This window comes from Methylobacterium sp. 142-1Y, assembly GCF_057747795.1.
Genome location: NZ_CM173224.1, coordinates 5878917 through 5896492, shown reverse-complemented (window position 1 = coordinate 5896492; position 17576 = coordinate 5878917). Strand labels below are relative to the sequence as shown.

At 67.9% G+C, this 17576-nt stretch carries 20 protein-coding genes; 14 read left to right on the top strand and 6 right to left on the bottom strand.

Annotated features, from left to right (window positions below):
- The first annotated feature begins 40 nt into the window (after window positions 1-40).
- Window positions 41-1837 carry a recombinase family protein gene (locus tag AC3AOF_RS27045; RefSeq protein ID WP_488347017.1) on the top strand — a complete coding sequence of 599 codons (1797 nt, stop codon included), beginning with the start codon at window positions 41-43 and terminating at the stop codon, window positions 1835-1837.
- A gap of 113 nt (window positions 1838-1950) precedes the next feature.
- Here the strand turns inward: AC3AOF_RS27045 and AC3AOF_RS27040 are convergent, their stop codons facing one another.
- The 4 genes from AC3AOF_RS27040 to AC3AOF_RS27025 form a co-directional block, all read right to left on the bottom strand.
- Entirely contained in the window at window positions 1951-2421 is a 471-nt protein-coding gene (locus AC3AOF_RS27040; protein ID WP_488347016.1) for a YidB family protein, read from the bottom strand.
- A gap of 95 nt (window positions 2422-2516) precedes the next feature.
- Window positions 2517-3032 (bottom strand): hypothetical protein, encoded by a 516-nt coding sequence (locus AC3AOF_RS27035; RefSeq protein ID WP_488347015.1) that lies wholly within the window; start codon window positions 3030-3032, stop codon window positions 2517-2519.
- Window positions 3033-3132: 100 nt separating this feature from the next.
- Window positions 3133-3615, bottom strand: a complete 483-nt coding sequence (locus AC3AOF_RS27030) for an Hsp20 family protein (protein WP_488347014.1) — start codon at window positions 3613-3615, stop codon at window positions 3133-3135.
- Between the two features lie 141 nt (window positions 3616-3756).
- Complete coding sequence (locus AC3AOF_RS27025) at window positions 3757-4467, bottom strand: DNA-binding protein (protein WP_488347013.1); 711 nt, start codon at window positions 4465-4467, stop codon at window positions 3757-3759.
- A gap of 249 nt (window positions 4468-4716) precedes the next feature.
- Here AC3AOF_RS27025 and AC3AOF_RS27020 point away from each other — a divergent pair, with 249 nt between their 5' ends.
- From AC3AOF_RS27020 to AC3AOF_RS27005, 4 genes are all read left to right on the top strand, one after another.
- The gene (locus tag AC3AOF_RS27020; protein ID WP_488347012.1) at window positions 4717-5268 is read left to right on the top strand and encodes a metallophosphoesterase; all 552 of its coding nucleotides are present in this window, start codon (window positions 4717-4719) and stop codon (window positions 5266-5268) included.
- Window positions 5265-5489 (top strand): metallophosphoesterase, encoded by a 225-nt coding sequence (locus tag AC3AOF_RS27015; protein WP_488347011.1) that lies wholly within the window; start codon window positions 5265-5267, stop codon window positions 5487-5489. The genes AC3AOF_RS27020 and AC3AOF_RS27015 overlap by 4 nt, the downstream gene beginning before the upstream one ends.
- Before the next feature lie 84 nt (window positions 5490-5573).
- A complete protein-coding gene (locus tag AC3AOF_RS27010; protein WP_488347010.1) occupies window positions 5574-6077 on the top strand; it encodes a metallophosphoesterase in 504 nt (167 codons plus the stop codon).
- Between the two features lie 216 nt (window positions 6078-6293).
- Window positions 6294-6989 (top strand): hypothetical protein, encoded by a 696-nt coding sequence (locus tag AC3AOF_RS27005; protein WP_488347009.1) that lies wholly within the window; start codon window positions 6294-6296, stop codon window positions 6987-6989.
- Between the two features lie 23 nt (window positions 6990-7012).
- On the opposite strand, the gene AC3AOF_RS27000 is transcribed toward AC3AOF_RS27005, so the two are convergent.
- Together AC3AOF_RS27000 and AC3AOF_RS26995 are read right to left on the bottom strand one after the other, a co-directional pair.
- On the bottom strand, window positions 7013-7822 hold the full coding sequence (locus AC3AOF_RS27000) for a hypothetical protein (RefSeq protein ID WP_488347008.1): 810 nt from the start codon (window positions 7820-7822) through the stop codon (window positions 7013-7015).
- Window positions 7823-7831: 9 nt separating this feature from the next.
- Window positions 7832-8194, bottom strand: a complete 363-nt coding sequence (locus AC3AOF_RS26995; protein WP_488347007.1) for a hypothetical protein — start codon at window positions 8192-8194, stop codon at window positions 7832-7834.
- A 431-nt stretch (window positions 8195-8625) separates the two neighbouring features.
- Here AC3AOF_RS26995 and AC3AOF_RS26990 point away from each other — a divergent pair, with 431 nt between their 5' ends.
- The 9 genes from AC3AOF_RS26990 (at window position 8626) to AC3AOF_RS26950 (ending at window position 17572) form a co-directional block, all read left to right on the top strand.
- Window positions 8626-8943 (top strand): helix-turn-helix domain-containing protein, encoded by a 318-nt coding sequence (locus AC3AOF_RS26990; RefSeq protein ID WP_488347006.1) that lies wholly within the window; start codon window positions 8626-8628, stop codon window positions 8941-8943.
- A gap of 16 nt (window positions 8944-8959) precedes the next feature.
- On the top strand, window positions 8960-9670 hold the full coding sequence (locus tag AC3AOF_RS26985; RefSeq protein WP_488347005.1) for an ImmA/IrrE family metallo-endopeptidase: 711 nt from the start codon (window positions 8960-8962) through the stop codon (window positions 9668-9670).
- 153 nt (window positions 9671-9823) lie between these two features.
- Window positions 9824-11071 carry a nucleotidyltransferase domain-containing protein gene (locus tag AC3AOF_RS26980; protein WP_488349064.1) on the top strand — a complete coding sequence of 416 codons (1248 nt, stop codon included), beginning with the start codon at window positions 9824-9826 and terminating at the stop codon, window positions 11069-11071.
- Window positions 11065-11529, top strand: coding sequence for a type II CBASS E2 protein (locus AC3AOF_RS26975; protein ID WP_488347004.1), 465 nt, complete (start codon window positions 11065-11067; stop codon window positions 11527-11529). The genes AC3AOF_RS26980 and AC3AOF_RS26975 overlap by 7 nt, the downstream gene beginning before the upstream one ends.
- 1 nt (window position 11530) lies before the next feature.
- Window positions 11531-12562, top strand: a complete 1032-nt coding sequence (locus AC3AOF_RS26970; protein WP_488347003.1) for a CBASS cGAMP-activated phospholipase — start codon at window positions 11531-11533, stop codon at window positions 12560-12562.
- 39 nt (window positions 12563-12601) lie between these two features.
- Window positions 12602-13306, top strand: coding sequence for a hypothetical protein (locus AC3AOF_RS26965; RefSeq protein ID WP_488347002.1), 705 nt, complete (start codon window positions 12602-12604; stop codon window positions 13304-13306).
- A 326-nt stretch (window positions 13307-13632) separates the two neighbouring features.
- On the top strand, window positions 13633-13833 hold the full coding sequence (locus tag AC3AOF_RS26960; RefSeq protein WP_488347001.1) for a hypothetical protein: 201 nt from the start codon (window positions 13633-13635) through the stop codon (window positions 13831-13833).
- Entirely contained in the window at window positions 13785-16985 is a 3201-nt protein-coding gene (locus AC3AOF_RS26955; protein ID WP_488347000.1) for an anti-phage-associated DUF499 domain-containing protein, read from the top strand. Before AC3AOF_RS26960 ends, AC3AOF_RS26955 begins: the two co-directional genes overlap by 49 nt.
- The gene (locus tag AC3AOF_RS26950; RefSeq protein WP_488346999.1) at window positions 16982-17572 is read left to right on the top strand and encodes an anti-phage-associated DUF3780 domain-containing protein; all 591 of its coding nucleotides are present in this window, start codon (window positions 16982-16984) and stop codon (window positions 17570-17572) included. Before AC3AOF_RS26955 ends, AC3AOF_RS26950 begins: the two co-directional genes overlap by 4 nt.
- Window positions 17573-17576 lie beyond the last annotated feature (4 nt).

Genomic DNA, 17576 nt, shown 5'->3' with positions numbered 1-17576 from the left:
AACCATCGACTAGCGATCGGCTCTCCGCACGGACCTAGCCATGACAGACGGCATCCCACGAACGCCTGCTCCAGCCACGGCCTACTCGTACATCCGCCTCAGTTCGAAGCGCCAGGCGACGGCCGACGACAAGAAGAAGTACCGGGACGGCTACCGCCGCCAGATCGAGCTCTGCGACGAGTACCTCGCACAGAACCCGCACCTGACGCTCGACACAACCCTCAAGCTGCACGACATCGGCGTCTCCGGCTTTCGGGGCGCGAACAGCGCGCCCGAGGGCGAAGGCAAGCTCGCCGCATTCCAACGAGCGGTCGAGGAGGGCCGCGTCGCAAAGGGAAGCTACCTCCTGGTCGAAAGCCTGGACCGCATGACGCGCACCCAGGTCAACGTGGCGCAGGCCATGCTGCTCAACCTGGTCAACTCCGGCATCATCGTGGTCTCGCTGACCGACCGGATGACCTACCGGAGCGCCCCCGACGACCCCGCCTCCCACGCGAACTTCATGTACTCTGTGATGACCCTCATGCGGGCTCACGAGGAGTCCCGCATGAAGTCCAAGCGGCTGAGCGCGACATGGGAGGAGAAGCGCCGGAAGATCGCCTCCAAGAAGCTCACCTCCAGAGGCCCCGCGTGGCTGACGAAGATCGGAGAGGAGTTCCGGCCGAACGAGAAGCGCGTCGAGGTCGTCAACGAGATCATGGGCTACCTCGCCGACGGCTGGGGGCGCGACCGCATCGCACGCAAGCTCAACGCCGACCCGGACCCCGAAAAGAGGTGCTGGGGACACGGGCGGTCCTGGCACGGCGGGACCATCCAGAAGCTGACGGACAACCGGGCGCTCATCGGTGAATTCCAGCCGCACAAGCTCGTGTTCGAAGAGCGCGGGGGCAAGCTCGTCGGCAAGCGGGTCCCTGTCGGCGACCCGATCCCGGACTACTACCCCCGCGTGGTAAGCGAGGAGCTCTGGGCGCGGGCGCGCGGGGTCGCGAACAAGCGCAAGCTCGGGCGCGCCCACAACGCAGGCGGCCAGACGGGGACCATCATCAGCAACCTATTCGGGTCCGTCGCGACCTGCGCGACGTGCGGGCAGCCGATGAACTACAGGGACCGAGGGCCCCGCTCCACGCCCGTGCTGCGGTGCTCGGCCGAGCGCGGGGGCGCCTGCACGAACACCTACAAGATCCCCTACGAGGATACCGAGAACGCCGTCCTGAGCTGGCTGGTGAAGCTCGATCTGTCGGGTGGCGCGCCGGGCGAGACCGCACGCCTCGTCGAGGCCCTGCGCACGGCCCTCGCGAGCCGGGACGAGCTCCAGGCCCGCGGCGAGGCGATCGTCGCCGAGTTCGGCATCGGCAACCGCTTCGCGAAGGCGCCGCTCGCGGACATCGAGCGGAAGGTCGCCGAGGCCGAGGCGACCATAGTCGACCTGGAAGGGCGCATCGCGGTGCTCAAGGCCTCCGGCGGCCGCGACGAGCGCGAGATGGCCGTCGCGACGCTCGTCACCCTTCGGAAGAGGGAAGCCCCAAAGGAGGAGATCGCCGCGGTGCGGCTGCGCATCCGCCAGATCGTGCGGGACACCTTCACCTCGATGGACTGCCGCGACGATGGGCTCATCGAGATCGCGACGATCGACGGCGGCGAACACCGCTTCCGCGACGGCTACTGGTGGCACGAGGAGTCCCAGACCTGGCTTCCCTGGGCCGGCGCGATGGCGGGCATGGGTTACAGGGCCACCAAGGCGGAGCTCGCCCGACGCGCGGCCTGGCTCGCCGAGGCGGACGCTGCCCGACAGCCCTTGCGCTGGGATCGCGAGCGGAAGGAGTGGATCCAAGAGTGAGGCGATGGCTCGGACGCTGCGGACGAGCGACATGAGCGTTGCCGTCATCGCTTCGGCATCCTCGGCCTCGGGCCATGGACAGGTCGCGCCTACGGCCCGAGGACAGCTGATGTCTAGGCCGGCATCCGTCCGTCCGGCGTGTAGCGGTCCACGGCCTGCGGCAGCTCCCGTGAGAGGCGGGAGAGCAGCTCCTCGCGAGACAGGCCGGTGCGCTGCGTCAGGGTCGCCAGGACGTCGGGCCCGATGGCCTGCTCCAGGTGCTGCGGCGCGATCTCCTGGTTCGGTCCCTGGTTGACCCAGGATTGCGCCGCGGCCCCGTGCCCGGCCTGCTGGAAGCGCTCCAGCATCTCGCCAAGACCGCTGTGCAGGAACCCGCCGGGGTCCTCGCCGCGCCGATCGCCCAGCAAACCGCCGAGGATCCCGCCCAGTCCGCCGGAGGCGCCGGGCGCCGCGCTGGGGCCCGGCGGGGCCGGGGCGGCCTGTCCCGAGCCGCCCAGCAGCTCCGCGAGCTTGTCGCGATTTTGATATCCGGCGAGGGCGAGGAGGCCCAGGAGCGTGGTCATGGAGGGGTAGCCATCGCTCACGCTTCGTCTCCTTCGCCCGGAAGCTTCGTGGGCCGATCCGCCCGATACGCTACGCCCTCAAACGCGCGGGGACCGCCGGGGATGCAGGCGCGCGATTACGCGGCCGTGACGCACAGATCCGCCGGGTCCCTCGACGTCGCGCGGGGGAAGGGGATCGTCGCGGTGTCCGACGGCAGGGGTGAGACCGGCATCGCCGCCGCAGGGCACGGAGGCGGATCGTCGTCCTTCCGGCGTGAGCGGACGAACCGGTGCAGGCTCCCGAGACCGCGCAGGCGCTTGCGCGGAGGCTCCTGCCTCACCTGAGGAACCGCGTCCCGATCGAGTTCTGCCAGCGCCGCGAGCACGGCGTCCACCGGCACCGGCTCTACCCTGGTACCGGCAAGGCAACGCAGGACAGGCGCGTTCTCAAGGGCACAAGCGTCCGAGGCCCACGACGCCAGGATCGTGCGCTTCTCGGCGCGGGACAGCTGCGGATGCGCCAGGACCTCGCGCGGATGCCGGAATACGTCGCCCGGCGCGACGAGGGCCTGCCACGCCTCGAACGAGGCGGGCCGCAGGCCGGGCGGGTTCATGGGTCCGGAACGGGCGAATTGCGTCTCCATCGTCGACATGGGTCATCCTCCCTGATGGTGCGTGACGGGGCACGAAAAGGGGTCGGGCCCCGGAGGCGCGTGCCCCCAAGGTTCGTCGATCAACGGGCTGAAGCCTGGATCAGGCGGCCTTGGCGCGATCCTCGATCTGGGCCGGCGCGTTGTCCTGGCCAGCCACCGCCTGTGTGCTGCCGATGGCGATGCGGCGAGGCTTGAGCGCCTCCGGCACCTCGCGCTTCAGGTCGGTGGCGAGCAGGCCGTTCTGCAGGCTGGCGCCGGTGACCCTCACGTGATCGGCGAGGTTGAAGGTCTGTCGGAAAGCGCGCGCGGCGATGCCGCGGTGCAGGTACTCGCGCTCCCCGTCCTTGTCCTTCTTCTGCCCGGTGACGAGCAGGGTGGTGTCGTGCTGCGTCAGCTCGATCTCGTCCTGCGAGAAGCCGGCCACGGCCATCGTGATGCGGTAGGCGTCGTCGGCGACCTTCTCGATGTCGTAGGGCGGCCACTGGGTCGACGGTTCGACCCGGGCGGCCTGGTCCAGCATCGAGAACAGGCGGTCGAAGCCGACGGTGGAACGGTAGAGCGGCGCGAAATCGTAGGTCCTCATGACCACATCCTCCTTGAAGCGACGTGATGACGAGGGCCGCCGGACACCCGGTCCGGCGCCCAACATGCGAGCCCGTTCGGGCCTCGCGCGCGGGTAACGCAGACTTCCGGTTCCAGAGTTTTGGTGGTTCTTTCGCGTCGGTCAGGGGGCCGGATCGGATGGCGCTGCGCTCTTCCGCCGGCCGAGCGTCGGGAACGTGCCGCGGGCGAACGCCCCGTCCGCTGCAGCCTTGAAATACCACCCCTGCTCGGCGCGTCCGGCCATCTTTTTGCGCAGCGTCCGCTTGGTCAGCGGCTCCCGGTGCTCGGCCGCCCCGCGCACGGTCGCGGGGTTGAGGAGCGGCAGGATCTCGGCCGCGCTCATGGCGACGCCGGGGGACAGGATGTCGTAGACCTCCCGCATCACCCGGTCCCAGAACTCCTCGGAACGGGCCTTCACCTGCCGTTCCTCCAGACGCTCGACACGCTCGTTCAGGCGGGCCGCCTCGGCCTCGGCGATGTCGAGGCGGCCCAGAGCCTCTACGAGCAGCTCGTCGCCGGCCCGGATCCGCGCCTCCATGTTCTCCCGGTCCACGAGCAGCGCGGCCGCCGCCTCGGCCTGGGCGGCCTCCCACATCTCCGCCGCCGCCTTCGCCAGGACGCCCTGCAATCGCTCCGGCAGCCCCGCCGGCGCCAGGCGCGGCCGGTAGGACTGCTCCGCCTTCCAGTCCCTGAGGAGGGGTCCGACGTCGCGGTACGAGCCCCCGCGCGCCGGTCCCGCCTTGAGCGCCGCGACCACGCTGCGCAGCGAGACGCGCCTTCCGTCCGCCAGCACCTTCCTGGCGGCCCAATCGACCTGCTGACGCGTCGGCATCGACACTTCCTGTTGGCAAGTGCCCGATCCTCGCCCGGACCCGATTAAAAAAGGCTTCGCCCCAATGGTAGCGGTTGCGAGGTAGCGCTACCGCTACCTGCTACCCGCGAAGTCGCGTTCCCCAGCGGCGACGCCCACATCCGTCACGAGCCAGCCCATCCAAGAGGCCCCCATGAAACGATCGAGACGCCCCCGGATCCGCTGACCGCCGGAGCGCTCGACCGCGCGAGCCTCCGCCAAGGAGGCCCCATGCCCGGAACCCTCTTCACGGCTGATACCCACTGGTCCCACCGGGCCGTCCTCGGCCCGCGCCTCGGCCTGAACCGTCCCTTCGCCACGATCGACGAGCACGACGAGACCCTGGTCGCGAACTGGAACGCCGCCGTCGGCCCCGAGGACACCGTCTGGCATCTCGGCGACTTCTGCCATCGCTGCCCCGAGGACCGTGCCCGCGCGATCTTCGCCCGCCTCAACGGTCGCCGGCGCTACCTCGTCCGGGGCAACCACGACCGAGTCGGCGCACGACTGCCCTGGGACGCCGTCGTCGACGTCGCGCGCGTCCTCGTCCCGCAGCCCGACGGCACCGTCCAGGGCGTCTGGTGCAGCCACTACGCCCACCGCGCATGGCCCCGCCAGCACCGGGGCGACTTGCATCTCTACGGCCACTCCCACGGCCGGCTCTCCGGCACCGCCACGAGCACCGACGTCGGGGTCGACTGCTTCGGCCTCCGTCCGGTGACCCTCGACGAGATCCGCCTTCGCCTCGCCGAGAACGCCGCCTGTGAGGGAGGCTCGACATGACCGCGTCGCTTGCCTCTCAGCTCTGGGTCTTCAGCGACCTGCACCAGGAATGGCCCGAGAACGCCTGGGACCCGGCCGCGCACGCGCCGCCGGGCGGCTTCGACGTGGTCGTCGTCGCCGGCGACGTCCACATGCCGCTCACCCGCGCCCTCGACTGGCTGGCAGAGCGCCTGCCCGGGGTGCCGGTCGTGTATGCGCCGGGCAACCACGATTTCTGGTAGGACCGCGGCGAGGAGCGCTACACGCTCGCCGACCAGATGGCCCGTGGGCGGGAGCTCGCCGCCCGCCATCGCATCCACCTCCTGATGGACGACGTCGTCACTATCGGCGGGACCCACTTCGCCGGCGGCACGCTCTGGACCGACTTCCGCCTCGGCTCGACCACACTGACGCACGGCATGCGGTCGGCCCAGGGGCGCGGCGGCATGGTCGACTACCGCCGGATCCGCACCGGCCCGCGCTCGCGCGATCGGATCGAGCCGAAGGAGGTCCTCGCCCTGCACCGGCGGACCCGCGCTTTCCTGGATGCCACTCTCGCGGCGCCGCATGATGGCCCCACCGTGGTCGTCACCCATCACGCGCCCCACCCGGACAGCCTGTCCGATCCAAGGTCCGACCTGCGCTGGTGCTACGCCTCTGACCTGTGCGACCTGATCCACGCGCGTGGGCTGGCCCTATGGGTTCACGGGCATGTTCACAGGGCCGCCGATTACCGCGTCGGCTCGACCAGGATCGTCTGCAATCCGCGGGGGCACGTCGAGGAGGTCAGCGGCTTCGAACCCGACCGGATCGTGCACGTGGGAGGCTGAATGCCCCGGGAAAGCCGGGGCGCCTTCGCCTGCCCAGGCAGAGCACCGACATCTACCCCGCGATCGAACGGCAGTCGAAACTTCAACGGATCCGCGCCCTTTACGGGCGCCGGCGAAAAGTTAAGCTTGAGTTGTAGGGAGGCGTTCATGCCTTGCAACGGGCACAACCACTCATTCGACTGTACGTGCGGCTGGGGAGGCACATGGCACGGGAACGTGCCCTACGGGGGCGGGGGGATCCGCTTATCGTCCCCGCCGAGGGTCGAGATCGTTCCGCCGACTCCCACGACGTCCATCGAGCGTCGGATCCGGTTCGGCGACTTCCACAGCCTGACGATCCCGAACGCCCGGTGCCCGGTCTGCGGAGCGTCGGTCTTCTTCTACCAGAACACCCATGGCAGCCGGGTGTTCTTCGATGAGCTTGGCCCGCCTTGGCCGAAGCATCCCTGCACCGACCGAACCTCGAACCAAGCCATGGTGCACCGTATCGTGGTCGCGGTTCCGCAGGTCGCCCAGCCCAAGCATCGGGCCGACTGGCTGCTTGAGGGGTGGACGCCGTACCGGATCGTTCGCGATCCGCGCGAGCGAGACGACCGAACCATCCTTCGCAACTACGCGACCGGGGACTACGTCGAGGCCCGTGTCGAGCCGAGCCGGCTCGCGGGGATCCCCGTCGTCTATGCACGTATGCAGGGAGGGCGCCTCATCCTGAGCGCGGTCACGGGGGGCAGCATCACGCCGGTCTACATCGAGGCCGCTGGTTTTCGCCGTCTTGCTAGGAAGCCGGCTCTCACGGGCTTTCCGCTCCATGTCGAGATCGAGAAGCGCCTCTGGCGCGAACTCGACGCCAAGGCCCAGGTCGCCGCGATCCTCAAGCACCGCTTCTCTCGGCTCGGCTTGCGGCGGCATTAGTCGGTCGACGCGAGATCGGGCGATCAAGCGACCGGCATCGGCGCGGTCGCGGCCAATTCACCGAACCTGGCCAGCTTCACCAACATGGCCTCGCGCGCCGCGTCGATCCTGACGGGGTCCGTCTTCACCGAAAGCCCTTCCTTAGAGGACCGCCCGAGGAAGTACGCGATGCGCTCTGCGTTGGCCCCCGATGGATGCGGCATTCCGTCGAGTACCTGCCCGGCCGAGAGATGCCGGCGCCGCACCATCTCGTTGACCGCCTCGGCCGCCTTGGGCCCGCACGGGACCCAGATCGCATGCGGCAGGATCCGAGCCTCCTCGGCAAGGCCTTCGTCCAGCTGTGCCCGGAGCAACGGCGTCCGCAACATCGAGGGGTTGCCCCTGTAGTTCTCGCCGGCCCGGAACACCGGGAAGCGCAACGCCGACGTGAAGTGCACGAGATGCGCATGCGTCGTCCAGAGAGAGCCCGCGCCTGCGATCCTCAAACCTCGATGGACGCTGACGTGATCGAGCATCGCGACCAAGGCGTTGCGCATCGGCCCGGAGAAGCTCGCGAAGACCTTCGCTCGCGCCAGGGCATCCGGGTGGGAAGCGCCGGCGACGAGCGCCCGCCTGACCTCCAGCAGAGCGTTCCGCGCCTGCTCGGCGCCCGGCGTGATGCCGACGATCACGATCCTCGCCGTCGGCACGACGTGCTCGAACGGCGCGTACGAGACAGTCAGGTCGCCGGCACTCCCGAGTACGAGGCGCCCCGAAATGGTCGGGTCCTTACGGATCTCAGCCTCGGAGGCCGCGGTGATGACGGGAGCGAAGCGTGCGAGAAAGTTCGACATCACGCCTCCTCAGCGCAGCTTGGCCGCAACCGCGAGCGCTTCGCCCACGGTCTTCACTCGCACCGAGTAGGCCCGCTTGCCCCTGAACTCCGGCATGGCCTGCAAGGTGATGATGCGCCCCTTACCGTCGCTCGCGCAGTCGCGCTCGACGCAGTCGAACCCGTCGGCGACGAGCGCCTCCCTCCAGCGCTCGTCCGCAGGGAGCCAGACCTTCGCGGCGGTCTTCGTGGTGCGGCCGACGGCGAAGGCGAGCTCGGAAGCGGTCCGATACCTCAGCAGGTATTCGGCATGGCCGACGTCATGGACCCTGTAGGACGGATCCAGCGAGAAGGCGTGTTCGAGTTGGGAACCGAGGGGGGACGGTGCAGGCATCGACGCTCCGACGAGAGAGGGGCGCGTCACGGCCATCGACAAAAGGCCACCGCGCCACGCCCGCGGTCGAGTGGGGCGCGGTGGCAGTCCGTCAACGACAGCGACACGAGAGAACCGGTGGGCCGCGCCCGACCGGTGGGATCACGCTGCCAGGCGATCGTAGGGTTGTCCAATGGCAGCTTGAGGAAACTCACGGTGTCGTAGACGGCGCCTTCCAAGCCGTAAGCCCAAAAACAATCGCCCCCCGGGAGCGGGTGACCGGGGCCAAGAACGGCACGCGCGTCCGTTTCGATGCGCCCACGAGTGTGCGGGCCGATGTGCGGGCGCCATACGCATTAACCGTGGCCATATGCGACAGCGAAACGTGCTGGCTTCGGGAGTCCCGGTACGATATGCTAATCAGCATATTCGTGAATGACGGGACGGGATCGATGGCCGGGCCGACCTTCGGGTCATACATCGTCAGCCAGCGTAAGGCGAAGGGCATCAGCCAGAAGGATCTCGCAGCCCGCATCCATCGCGAGGAGGACGGCAAGCCCATTTCCCCGCAGTACCTCAACGACATCGAGCGGGATCGTCGCAACCCCACGTCGGACCATATCATCAACCAGTTCGCGGAAGCGCTCGGAGAGCCGCCGGAGTACCTGTTCTATCTCGCCGGAACCCTGCCGCAGTACGCTAGGGACGCCGACCTAAGCCCGGAGCAGGCGACCCAGATTTTCAGTGCCTTCCGGAAGAGCGGGAGCTGAGAAGTCCGCCATGGTGATGTGGGTCCCCGATGAGACGAAACGGTTCCGCAGGCGGCCCCATTTCAAGCAGAGCGAGATCGACCGCGAGTGCGAGACCCTAGTCTCCGGATTTCTTCTGAAACATCGCGGGAAGGTCGCGTACCCGATCACGACGGACGACCTGACCGTCCTGATTGAGCAACATGTCGGTGCGCTCGACGTCTATGCCGACCTCACGCCCGACGGCCTCGATGTCGAGGGAGTGACGCGGTTCAAGATCGGCACGGTTCCCGATATCGAGATCTCCGAACCCCTCTCGAACGATGCCCGTCGCGAGAACCGCTTCCGGACCACGCTGACCCACGAGCTCGGCCACGTCCGCCTCCACGACCGCCTCTTTCAGACAGCCTTCTCGCCGGGCGATCTCTTCGAGCACGCGCGCGAGCATCGGCTCGTCTGCAAGCGCGACACCATGGTCGATGCACCTAAGGGCGACTGGCTCGAATGGCAGGCCTGCTACGCCTCCGGCAGCTACCTGATGCCCGTCACCGCCCTGCGGGACGAACTGAGGCCGATACTGGCGGCGCACGGGGGCCTCACCCCTTTCCAGGTCGGCGGCGTCGCCTCCAACGCAATGATCGAGGCCGTGATGGTCCGGTTCCAGGTCTCGCGGGATGCCGCCCGCGTCCGGCTGTCGAAGCTCGATTACATCAGCTCGGCGCCACGAGCCCCGACACTCTTCGGCTGATCCCGGCGTCTTCCAAGATCGGGTTGACTCTCGCTTTGGACTCAAACTACGCTGATCCGCGTATCGGCGATTCGGCGTAGTCCGGGCGCCGCGAGGACCTAGCTGGATCGCCCGGCAGCCTCGCATCAGCAGCGGGAGATCACCGTGAACCGTATGACGCCCCACTACGAGATCGATCCTCTCCAGGATCCCCTCGACGCCCTCCTCGTCGACATTGCCGTGCGCGTGCAGTTGCCGCCTGGCCTGCACCGAACGGCGCGCGAGCGCGGCGAGTCCGTCTGCAAGCATATGGAGCGCCAGGGGAGCCCGCTGAAGGATCGGGTACGGTGCTTCTATCCGCAGGGATCGATGCGCATCGACGCGACCATCTCCACGCGCGGGACGGACGAGGAGTACGACCTCGACTATGTCGCCGAGCTCGACGTCCATCACGAGACCTCGCCGGCGGACGTGCTCGACCTCGTCTACCTGTCCCTCGTCGATTATCCGACCCTCAAATCGGTCGAGCGACAGACCCGGTGCGTGACGGTGTTCTTCGCGGACGGCATGCACGTCGACGTGACGCCGTCTTCGCTGTTGCCTTACGGCGCACAGCGCGAGAGCCACATCTTCCACGCGAACCCAGACAAGCCGGCGAACGAGGAACGGCACGTTCCCATGAACGCCTTCGGGTTCGGCGACTGGTACAACCTGCGCACCCCGATCGAACGACGCTTCGCCGACGCTGTAAACCGCAGGATCCGAGAGGCCTCCGGCCTCGATATCCGCGCCGACGCGCAGTTCGACGAGGTGCCCGACCAAGTGCCGCTGATCGTGAAGAGCGTCACGACGGTGGCCCTGCAGTTGCTGAAGCGCCACCGCAACGTGGTCTACGCCGGTTATGACGGGCGCATCCCGCCCTCGGTCATGCTGAGCTGCATCGCCGGCCTTGTCGCGAGCCCCGGCTCGACCCTCTCCGACATGCTGATCCGCCTCGCCCGTGCCGTCGCGCGGACGATCCTGGCCGCGTCGGCGCGGGGTCAGAAGGTGTCGGTCGTGAACCCGGTCTACGACCGGGATTGCTTCACGGACCGCTGGCCCGAGAACCTCGCCCAGCAGGACGCCTACGCGGCACATCTTACCCGATTGGCTGACGGCCTGGAGGCGGTCCGGCGCGCCGCTTCGCTGGAGGAGGCCCAGAACTGGCTTCGGACGCAGTTCGGAGACCGCGTGGTCAGCCGCTCACTGAAGGCGTTCAACAAACGTATTGGAGGAGGGGTCACCCAGTCCACAAGAGCCTACACGCAGCGAGGCAGCCTCTACGTGCCGAGCGCCCCGAGGATCATCGGGGCGGGCTCCGCCGCCGCCCTAACGCCGGCAAGCGCGCGCTCCCACACCTTTATGGGAGAGCGCCGGTGGTGAAGGGCTTCCCGAGCATCGCCGATCAGGCCGAGGCGATGCGCCAGCGCTGGCCTGGCTTCCGGATGCGGTCGCTCGACGAGCGATCGGCCGTTTGGCGGGGGCCATTGCGCCCCCTCATGGCGCGGTACGAGGTGGAGATCTCGTACCGCGTCCCTCACATCATCGAACGTCTCGATCCGCTCCGGCAGCAGCCGCGGGTGCGCGTGGTCTCACCCGCGTTGAGGAGCCGGCCCGGCGATCCCGAGGGACGGCTCCCGCACGTCTACTGGAGCAGGAAGGGCGAGCCGAGCCTCTGCCTGTTCGACATCGAGACCGCCGAATGGACGCCGTTCGACCTGCTCGCGCTGACGACGGTGCCTTGGTCGCTCGATTGGCTCGCTTGCTATGAGGGCTGGCGGGCGACAGGCGAGTGGACCGGGGGCGGACGCCACATCGAGCCACTGAAGGCGGAGGCCTGAGATGAACTACGTTCCCCCTCGTCGCTCCGACGAAACCCATCAGACGCGCCGTATCCGCCAGCCCTGGCCGGCTGACCGGCCGTTCCGGATCCTGTCGATCGACGGCGGCGGCATATGCGGGATCCTGCCAGCCTCAGTCCTCGCCGAACTCGAACGCCGATTCCTCGGGGGCCGCTCCATCGCCCGCCACTTCGATATGATCGCCGGCACCAGCACCGGCGGCATCATCGCCCTCGGCCTCGCCCACGGCCGGACCGCGGCGGACGTGCGCGACATCTACGTCGAGCGCGGCGCCAACATCTTCCCGCCGCCCTCGCGGATCGGGCGCATCGTGCGGTCGGTGCGTCGGACCCATCGCTACGCCTACGACCGCGGGCCGCTCGAAGAGGAGCTATTGCGGATCTTCGGCGACACGCCGTTCGGCGATGCCCGGACACGCCTCTGCATCCCATCCTTCGAAGGACGCCACGGCGAGCCTTGGGTCTTCAAGACGCCCCACCATCCCGACTACCGCAAGGACCGGGTCGAGCGCATGGTGAAGGTCGGCCTCTCGACGGCAGCGGCCCCCACCTACTTCGAGGCGCTCCCGAACAACGGCTACGTGATGGTCGACGGCGGGCTCTGGGCAAACAACCCCGTCATGAACGCACTCGTCGACGCGCTGGCCTGCTACGATCTCGATCGCGACCAGATCGAGATCCTCAGCCTTGGCTGCGGCGAGACCGCCTTCAAGGTCGACGACACCAAGGCGCAGGGCGGCCTCTTCCAGTGGAAGGGCGTGATCCGGGCCGCGATGCGGGCGCAGTCGCACAACGCGCTCGGCCAGGCCTACCTCCTCGTCGGGAAGGACAGGGTGATGCGGGTCGATGCCCCCGAGAGCACGAATGCGATCGCGCTCGACGATCATCGCAGGGCGACGGCGGAACTACCGGCGATGGCGCGCTCGCTCGTCGAAGCGTCAGGGCGGGAGATCGCGCGGGTGTTCCTCGCTGGGGAGGCCGACGCTTACGTTCCGTGCCCATTCTCGGCCTGAGGGGCTTCGTCGCCGTCAATGCTAAGGGAAGGAATTGCCGTGGTAGAGATCAACATCCCCGAGGACGAGGCCCGGGCGCTCGGCGCGATCGACGCAAGAGAGCTCAACCGGCTAATCGATGACGCCTTGAGGGAGGAACGGGCGACACCGTTGTTTGGTCTGTCCCTCACGGACTGCGGCCCCTACGTCGCGGGTCGACTGAGGACGTTCGAGCGCGCATTGGCCGATCATGCCCAGGCCAGGGCGCCCCGAAAGCGGGCCGAGACGGATGATCGCGCCAGACGCGCCGGTCGGGACTTGGCCTATGCCGTGTCTGCCATGAAGCATCGGCTCGCCAGGGAAGAGAAGGAAGGTCAGCTGTTTCATGTCGATGACCGAATTATGCCTCCGTCGCACTTTGGGAACCGCCTCAGCGTTCGTATAGGATTTCGCTGGCGACGTTCCACCGACGAGGAGTGGACGTACGGGAACATCACCTTCCATCACGAGGTCGATCCGCGGCCCGACTACACAGTCCCGGTTCCCAAACGGAGGCCCAGCTCGGCGAGGCAGGCGCAGGAAGCACAGGAAAGACTCTTCAGCACATGGGAGGACCTGACCAGTGGCGGGCTCCATTCGGTCAAAGAGTTCTTGAAGGGCGGGGGCGAAGGAAGTGACATCCCGGCGACCTACCGAGTTTCCACAGATCCCCACTCCCGCGCGCTCAACAATTACAGCACCCAGTTCTGGCGCCAGCCGTCGTGAGCCTGTCGTTAGCATCCCCCACGGCTGCACTCCCTCAGCCTCTCGCTTTGAAGGCCCCGCACATGCCGTCAGCCATTCGGTTGGCCGCACCCCTATCGTCTACACACCTGATCGGGCAGTACGCCGACCCGCGCGCGCCCGAGACACCTCGGGCCGCCGGATCTGCGCCGACCCCGACTTTCTGGGCGTTTACCGCCGCAGGTGCGAGGCCGCGGAAGCCACCTGAGGATGTCCGGCCAAGCTAGGTTGTGGCTCGACGATTCGCGTGCGAGGCTGCTCGGGTGTCGCCTTGCTATCCGGCTATCTGACTATCCGTGAGCTCCCCCGTGACAGACGAGAAGACGACCGGACGACGGCGCGCCGACGGCCGCCGCCAGCTGCTCGTCTACCTTGCGCCGGACCTCATCAAGGATGTCAAGAAGGTCGCGATCGAAGGCGACACCACGGTCTCGGCCATCGTGGACGAGGCCCTTCGCGCATGGCTGAAGCGCAGGAATGGCAAAGCCGCGAAGACGGCCGGGGAGTGAGGGGCTGTTTCATGTTGCAGACGGTTCGGGATACCTGCGCCTTCGATCCGAAGGCGATCGACTACGCCTTGAGCGAGCAGATCGAAGACCTGGCCGATCTCGTCGGGCACACGCCCGCGGCGGCCGAGGCCTTCTTCGAGAAGACCTTCGTCACCGGCGGCATGCGGACCCTCCTCCGGCAGGGGCTACAGCGCCTCTCCGGCAAGTCGGGGCAGGCCGTGTTCGAACTCAAGCAGGCGATGGGCGGGGGCAAGACCCACTCCATGCTGGCCCTGGGCTACCTCGCCGCCAACCCTGACCTGACGCGGCTCGTCCCGGCCGAGGTGACCGAGGGGTTCGAGCCGGCCGCGGCGAAGGTGGTCGCGATCTCAGGACGCTCCATCTCGCGCGAGCGGCATCTCTGGGGCGACATCGCCGACCAGCTCGGGAAGGCGGACGAGTTCTTGGCCTTCTACAAGGGGGTCCCGCAGGCCCCCAACGAAAGGGACTGGATCCAGCTGATAGGCGACGAGCCGACGCTCATCCTCCTCGACGAGCTGCCGCCGTTCTTCCAGTACGCAATGACGCAGTCGGTCGGTGGCGGCACACTCGCGCACGTCGCCGTCACCGCGGTCTCGAACCTCCTCTCCGCGGCTCTCAAGAAAGAGTGCCCCAGGCTCTGCATCGTGCTCTCGAACCTGTCGGGCAGCTACGAGGGCGCGAGCAAGGAAATCTCCGCCCTCGTCGCGCGCGCCACGCGCGACCTGCAGAACGAGGCGGCGCGCCAGGCCAAGGGTATCACGCCGGTCGAGTTGGGCTCCGACGAGATCTACAGCATCCTCAGGACGCGCCTGCTGGCCTCGGCCCCCGACGCGCGGGTCGTCGACGCGGTGGCCAGCGGGTTTTCCGATGCCATCTCGGAAGCGGTCAGGGCCAAGGCGGTGGCGAAGTCGGCGGAGCAGATCGCGGGCGACATCGTCGCCTCCTATCCCTTCCACCCGTCGTTCAAGCACATCCTCGCGCTGTTCAAGGAGAACGAGCGGTTCCGGCAGACGCGCGGGCTGATGACCCTCGCCGCGCTGATGGTGCGCTCCGTGATGGCTCGGCCGACGAACGATGTACTCCTGATCGGCTGCCAGCATATCGACCTCGCGAATCCCGAGATCCGCGACGCCATAACCAACATCTACGACCTGTCGGGCGCCATCGCCCACGACGTAGCGGCCACCGGCGGCGAGCGCGCCCACGCCCAGGTCATCGACGAGCAGACGGGATCTGACGCGGCGAGCCAGGTCGCCCGCCTCGTGCTGATGGCCTCGCTCCCGGAGGCGAACGGGGCCGTGAAGGGGCTCAGCAAGGCGCAGGTGGTCGAGAACCTCGTCGCCCCCCACCGCGGCGCCATCGAGTTCGACGACGCGTTCGAGAAGCTGCGTACCGATTGCTGGTACCTGCACAAGCGCGAGAACGACGCCTGGGTCTTTGCCCGCAACGAGAACCTCAAGAAGAAGATCGAGAAGTATGCGGAGGGGGCACCGCAGCCCAAGGTCGATGCCGAGATGCAGCGTCGCCTGGCCTCCGTGTTCGAGCCGCGCCGCAAGATTGCCTACAGCCAGGTCCTGGCCCTTCCCCGCGTCGAGGACATCAAGCCCTCCGGCGCGCGCCTGCTGCTCGTGCTCAGTCCCGACAAGCGCATACCGCCTGAGGATGCCCAGCGCCTCTACGAGGCCGTGCCGCAAAAGAACAACTTCTGCGTAGTGACAGGCGACGGCTCTGACATCGCCAAGCTGGAGGACAAGGTCCGCCGCATCTGGGCGGTAGAGAAGGTGAAGGCCGAGGACGGCGGCGACCGGTCGCCCAACTTGGCGGAGCTGAACGAGGAAGCCGAGGCAGCCGAGTTCGCCTTCAACGCCACGCTCATCAACCTGTTCAACCGGGTCTACTATCCCGGTCGGCACCCCAAGAGCGGCGAGGGGCTGCTCTACGTGCCGCTAAAGCTCGTCGAACGGAAGGCCAGGGATGGCCAGCCCGCGGCCGTGGATGGCGAGGCCGCCGTCGAGGAGGCCCTGTCGGCGACCGCCGCCTCGAAGCTGTACGTCGCGATCGACGACACCAACGCGGAGGCCCTGCGTTCGCGGGCCGAGACGGTCCTCTGGTTGTCGGGCGACCGGCGGGCGCGCTTCAAGGACGTCGAGGAGCAGGCGATCTGCAACCCCCGCTGGCCCTGGCTCCCGCCGAAGGGGATCGACGAGCTGCGCAAACGTGCGGTCAATACGGGCACATGGCGCGACCAGGGCGACGGCTACGTCGAGAAGGGGCCGTTCCCGCCGGCACGCACCGGGGTGAAGGCGATCACGCAGTCGCGCGACGACGCGACCGGCCGGGCGACGATCCGTCTCTCCGTCAGCAACGCCGGGCCGAACGCCCGTATCCACCACTCTACGACGCCCGACGTTTCCGCATCGTCCCCGGTGCTCGACGACACTATCATCGAGCGCGACGAGACCGTCCTCTACTTCCTGGCGATCGACCCGGAGGGGAAGCACGACACCGGGGAGCCCGAGCGCTGGTCAAACACCCTGTCGCTGACGCACGAGCGCAGCGAGGTACTCGGCAAGCGCCGCGTCACGCTCGACGTCAAGCCGCGGGGTACGATCCGGTGGACCCTAGACGGTACCAACCCAAGGGAAGGCAAACCTTACGACGGCCTGATCGAGATCCCGGGAACCGCGGCGGCCACTGTCTACGCCTACGCGGAGGATGCCGGGGTAGAGATCCGCAAGGAGTTCACGATTCCCGAGCCTGGCGGGCGCAAGGAGATCGATCCGGACAAGGCCGCACAGGTCACGCGCAAGGTGAAGCTGGCGACTACCGGCGAGACCTTCGCCACGCTGAAGGCTGCCAAGAAGACCAACGCGGCCTTCGGGAACGGTGTCTCGGTGTCGGTGGGCAAGGGCGATCGTAATGCCGTCACGCGCTTCGGGCCGGGCACTCGCCTGACTGGCGAGGCGATCGAGGCCTTCATCACGGCTGCGAGGCTCGCCCTCGGCGACGACGCGGCCGACGTCGAGGTCGGCTTCGGCGAATTCCGTTGCGAGACCGGTCGCGCCTTCGAGGAATTCCTCTCAGAGGCTGGTTCCGCCATTAAGGTCGACCCGACCGAGGTGGAGCAATGAGCACAGCCGCCAGGAAGACCATCGGCTTCGGAGTCCCGGACGAGGTGGACCCGCATCACTTCACCGTGGTGATCCCGGCCGCGCGCGGCGACGATGTCATCGTGACGGAGAACTTCGGCCTCCGAGGGGGATCCAACGGGCTTCCCGATGCAGTCGAGCGGTGCAGGCTTCCGCGCGCGGCATGGTCGGTCATCGCCGGAGAGATCAAACGGGTCCTGAACGAGCGCCTCAAGGAGAAGGGCCTTGGGACAAGCCGGTGGTCCTCGGGCACGAACCGTGTCGAGCGCCTCCTCGGACGCGAGCTCTGCGTCCTCGCCTGGGGCGTCGAGGTCGCGCCCGTTACCCTAATCCCGAACGGCGTGCGCAGCTGGGTCGCGCTTAAGCCGGAGGAGCGGTGGTGGCTGTTCTCGATGGCCGCGACCCTGACCGGGACGAGCGGAGACACCGACGTCGGGTGGCGGAAGGCCATCCGGATCGCGCTGACCGAGAGCCCTGGCAGTGAAGAGGCAGCCGCCGTTCGATCGAAGCGGGCCCGCCCCCAAAGCGAGGCGGATCGCCCACAACTTCCCCTGTTCGACAAAGCTTGATCTT